Origin of the sequence: Aurantimonas sp. C2-5-R2 (assembly GCF_036549495.1) — a bacterium.
Classification (GTDB): domain Bacteria; phylum Pseudomonadota; class Alphaproteobacteria; order Rhizobiales; family Rhizobiaceae; genus Aurantimonas; species Aurantimonas coralicida_A.
On record NZ_JAZHLJ010000151.1, the window covers coordinates 1 to 4,119 of the forward strand.

Here is a 4,119-nt window from a genome sequence, read left to right on the forward strand (position 1 = left end):
GATATTTGAGGCATGCTTCCTCCACCGCATCATCTGCGGTGTTAGAAAGAGTCGCCACGCCTCAAGACCACACAACATGCGCAAGAGCCACCAAATCGGGGCAAGTCCAGGGCGCTATCAGTCGGAGGACGGCACAAGGCCAGCTACAATGTCATGCGCTCGCCTCGAATCGCGGGAACAGCACGTTGTTCTCAAGGTGGATATGTTCCATCAGATCATCCTTGAGTTGCGCCGCTCCGGCGTAAAGCGCCTGCCACGACCGGCAAGCGCCGTCCGGCAAGGTATAGTCGTCAGTTATCTGCGCCACCCGCTCCAGAAAGGCGCCGTGAGCATCGTGATCGTGGCGCATCTCGGTGATCGGCGCATCCANAGCGCCGTCCGGCAAGGTATAGTCGTCAGTTATCTGCGCCACCCGCTCCAGAAAGGCGCCGTGAGCATCGTGATCGTGGCGCATCTCGGTGATCGGCGCATCCAATTGTCCCGCAGCCTGTCTACGCATGGCTGGAAACAGGATCAACTCCTCCTTCTTCATGTGCACTTCCAATTCGCCCATGATCAGTTGCAAGGCGTCGGCCAGCCCTTCCGGCGCGTTCGGGTGGGCGGCATGAACCGCCTCGACCTTGCGCGACAGTTCGATCAGTTCGGGAATCTGGCGTCGGTGGACCTCGTGATAGCGGGTCTGGATGTGATCGATCAGCGCGGTGGTTTCCCGCGGCGCCTGCGGTGCGGCTGCGGGGTCGAGCGCCTGCAGCGCTGTTTCAAGTTCGATAATATTGAGCTTGCGCTGGTACGCCGCCTCGGTCAGCGAAACGTCGCCGTGGCAGCAGAATTCGATTCCAAACCGGCGGAAGACACCGGTGGCGCCGGGAAGTTGCGCGGCGATCTCGCCGACATTCTGGTCGTGCAGGGGCTGGGTGGTCTCGGTCATGTTCTTCGCCTTGTGTAGATGATTTGATTGAGTTGAAAGGTGTGCGGGTGTGGGGCCCTGTGGCGTTGGTGCCCCGCTTTTCGATTCCGTCGACCTGACGTGGGCTCACTCCGCCGGTTCGGCCGCGAACGTTGCGCTGGTGTAGACGGCAAGCGGCTCGACATTCCGGGCGGCGAGCGAACTGAGGAACCGCCAGACGAAGAGCAGCGTCACCAGAAACAGCCCCGGATAGCCGACGCCGGCCATCAGGTACGGGAAGAACGGGCTGCCATCGCGCACGCTGGAAAGGTTGAAGCTCAGAAGCCCCAGCGTGATTACCGCGCCGAAAACCCACATTCCCAAGAGCCACAGCCCGGCTTCCCAGCCGGTCAGCAATCGCTTCCAGCCTGGCATGACAGCGTGCGCCGGGCCATCATAGGCGTCTGCTGTCTCGAAGCCGCGCGCCGCAGGCGTCGTAGCGACCCGTGCGCGATAGCCGAGCGTGAGCAGGTCGAAGACCAGAAGCCCGACGCCAATGGTAAACACCAGCCCGAAGACCGGCACCTGCAGCTTGGCGATCTGCATCGCAGGCGAGACGTCGCCTCCAAACCAGTCAAGGCCAAGCGTGCGGTAGACATAGACCTGGATCGTGCCGCCGATGGCGAAGGCGAAGGCCAGGCCAAGCATGCCGGTGAAGATGAGCCAGAAGGCCAGCTTGCCAAGACGCTGGTCGAAATCCCGGATGCCGCGCATCAGCGGCACCGCATAGTAGGCTGCCGACAGCCCCAGCATGCCGAATGTGCCGAAGAGCGCCAGATGCGCGTGGCTCAGCGTCACCCAGGTGCCGTGCGACCACACGTTGGTCAGCGCGAAGGTCATGGTGAAGCCGAGGATCCCCGCCCCTACCTGCTCCAGCACCACCGAGCCTAGAAGGAAGGCGAACGCAGGCATATTAGCGATAGGTTTGCGGTCGTGATGAGCGTCGAGATAGATGTGCCAGAAGCAGAAGATCAGAGGCAATGGTTCGAGCGCGCTGAACAGCGAGCCCCAGAATTGCCAAAACTCCGGCGTGCCTATCCAGAAATAATGATGCGCGTTGCCCAGAAGCCCCGAGAGCCAGACCAACGAAATGCCCCAGAAGACCGCGTAGCCCACGGTCTTCACGCTGGCGTTGAACATCAACACCACGAGGAAGCCGACCAGGCTGATATGGATGACCTCCCAGACTCCCTCGACCCAGTAGTGCACGACGTACCAGCGGAAATATTCCTGCAGGTCCAGCCGCCCGATGAAGAACAGCCCGAACACCCAAACAGCGGTCAGTGCCAGCACGCCAAGTCCCAGCCCCCAGTGAATCTCGTTCCACTGGGACATTGGCGGGAAAGTGCGCAGGACCACATAGCACAGGATTGCGAAGCCAATCAGGATCACAATATCGGCGACGCGACCGGCCTCGAGATACTCCAGTCCCTCCTGCAGCCAGGGCTGCCCCAGCCACCAGCCGGCGATCCCCTGTTGCGCCAGAAACTGCGTCAGGACGTTCCAGACTACGACGGCCAGTAGTGCATAGAACAAGAATTTGATCAGCCAAGGCGCGGCCAGTTCACGTTTCGACAGCAGCGGCCCGATGAACAGAATCGTGCCGATAAAGCCGGTGAGGATCCACAGAATGCCGAGATTGGTATGTTCGGCCCGGACGATGTTGAAATTGAATACCCCCGAGAGCAGTGTCGGATCGATGTGCTGCGCCGCCAGAAGCAGGCCGAATGCGGTCTGAAACAGGAACAGCACAAGCATTACCAGAAAAAAACGCAGGCTCAGCCTTTGGGTCTGGTATTCGATCCGGATCATTGTCCCTCTCCTCCGAGACTGCGGATATAGGCGACAATGGCTGCGACCTGATCGGCCTCCAGAATGTCGACATACGATGGCATGACGCCGGCGTGGAAGCCTGCGGCGACCTGCGCGTCCGGGTTCATGATGGCCTCGGTCAGATAGGCGTCGTCGACCTTTACCGTCGACCCATCGGCAAGCTCCGCCTCACCTCCGTAAAGCCCGCCCCAGGCCGGGCCGACGAGTTTCTCGGTTCCGGCGGAATGGCAGGCGGTACAGCCGTTATCCTCGACAAGTTGGGCACCAAGGTCGACCGGATCGCCCAAGGCGGCTGCAATGCTACCCTCGGGCGGTGCTGCTACTGCGGTTGCAACCGCCTCCGCCGGCATCTGCGTCGCCTGCGGGAAAGTTAGCCCGACGATCTGTGGGATCGGTGGCCAGCCCTCGGTATCCATCTGCGACGTGTATTTCAGGAAAGCGATCAACTGGGCGACCTCGCCCGCGCGAAACGGCAGGTTGGGCATGATCGTGGCATGGCCGCTGCGCCGATTGACCCGTTCCACAGCAGCGGGATACTTGTCGAAATAGGCGTCGATCGAGTTGACGTCCGCTTCAGTGACGACGGCAGATTTCTGCAACTGAACCTGCACTGCCGTCTGCGTCGGCCAGCTGCCTGCCGAGGGCAGAAACGCCTCCAGCCAGGCAGGCCCGACATCGCCATAGAGTTTGGTCAGATCCGGCCCAAGATAGGCACCATTGCCGACGATCGTATGACACCCCATGCAGTTATAGGCTTGGAAGACCCGCTTGCCCTCGACAGCATCATGGCCCGCATATTCGACCCCCGTCGGCACCACTTGGCCGCGGGAATCGAGGAAAGACATGAACGACAGCGCAACGAAGATCAGCGCCATCAGCCCAAGCACGCCAAGTGCGGTGCGCCGCTTCTTGCCTTCTTGACAGGGTTGACCTGGACGGCAACTCATGACTGGCCCTCTGTGTCATCGGGCTCCGCCTGTTCGACAAGTTCGGCGCGCTCGATGGCGTCATGCTCGAAAAGCGTGCGCAGGCTGCCGAAGAACGCATAGAAGACGTAGATCGCCAGCACGAAACCCGTTGCGAAATAGATCACCCACATGATCCGCGATTCCGCCCAGTAGCTGAAATCCCACCACCACGGCCAGGCGAGGAAGAAGGCGAACACGCTGGCAACGATAGCCAGCGAGAGCGCGATGACCCCTTGCGCCCTCGGGACCGGTCGTTTCCGGCTTGTATCGGATGTTTCGGCGTCGATCGCTTCCACATGTCGGCTCATCACATCCACCCCCTCAAGGCTTCGGCTGTCCGAGCCTGCCGTTAATAGGTATTTGCAATATGCA

The 4,119-nt window shown here is 60.9% G+C and carries 4 protein-coding genes; all 4 read right to left on the reverse strand.

Annotated features, from left to right (window positions below):
* Positions 1-151 precede the first annotated feature (151 nt).
* Positions 152-928: a DUF542 domain-containing protein gene (locus VQ044_RS24030; protein WP_331827823.1), complete on the reverse strand. Its 777-nt coding sequence runs from the start codon at positions 926-928 to the stop codon at positions 152-154.
* Between the two features lie 105 nt (positions 929-1,033).
* Positions 1,034-2,758, reverse strand: coding sequence for a cbb3-type cytochrome c oxidase subunit I (locus VQ044_RS24035; protein ID WP_327650173.1), 1,725 nt, complete (start codon positions 2,756-2,758; stop codon positions 1,034-1,036).
* Positions 2,755-3,726: a c-type cytochrome gene (locus VQ044_RS24040; protein ID WP_327650175.1), complete on the reverse strand. Its 972-nt coding sequence runs from the start codon at positions 3,724-3,726 to the stop codon at positions 2,755-2,757. The genes VQ044_RS24035 and VQ044_RS24040 overlap by 4 nt, the downstream gene beginning before the upstream one ends.
* Positions 3,723-4,119: hypothetical protein (locus VQ044_RS24045; RefSeq protein WP_331827824.1), on the reverse strand; the 397-nt coding region annotated here is incomplete at its 5' end. The genes VQ044_RS24040 and VQ044_RS24045, both read right to left, overlap by 4 nt.

What these genes read in the sequence shown, in the direction of transcription:
- VQ044_RS24040 (WP_327650175.1), bottom strand. Translation starts at nt 3,726, where the DNA reads ATGAGTTGCCGTCCAGGTCAACCCTGTCAAGAAGGCAAGAAGCGGCGC.
- VQ044_RS24035 (WP_327650173.1), bottom strand. Translation starts at nt 2,758, where the DNA reads ATGATCCGGATCGAATACCAGACCCAAAGGCTGAGCCTGCGTTTTTTT.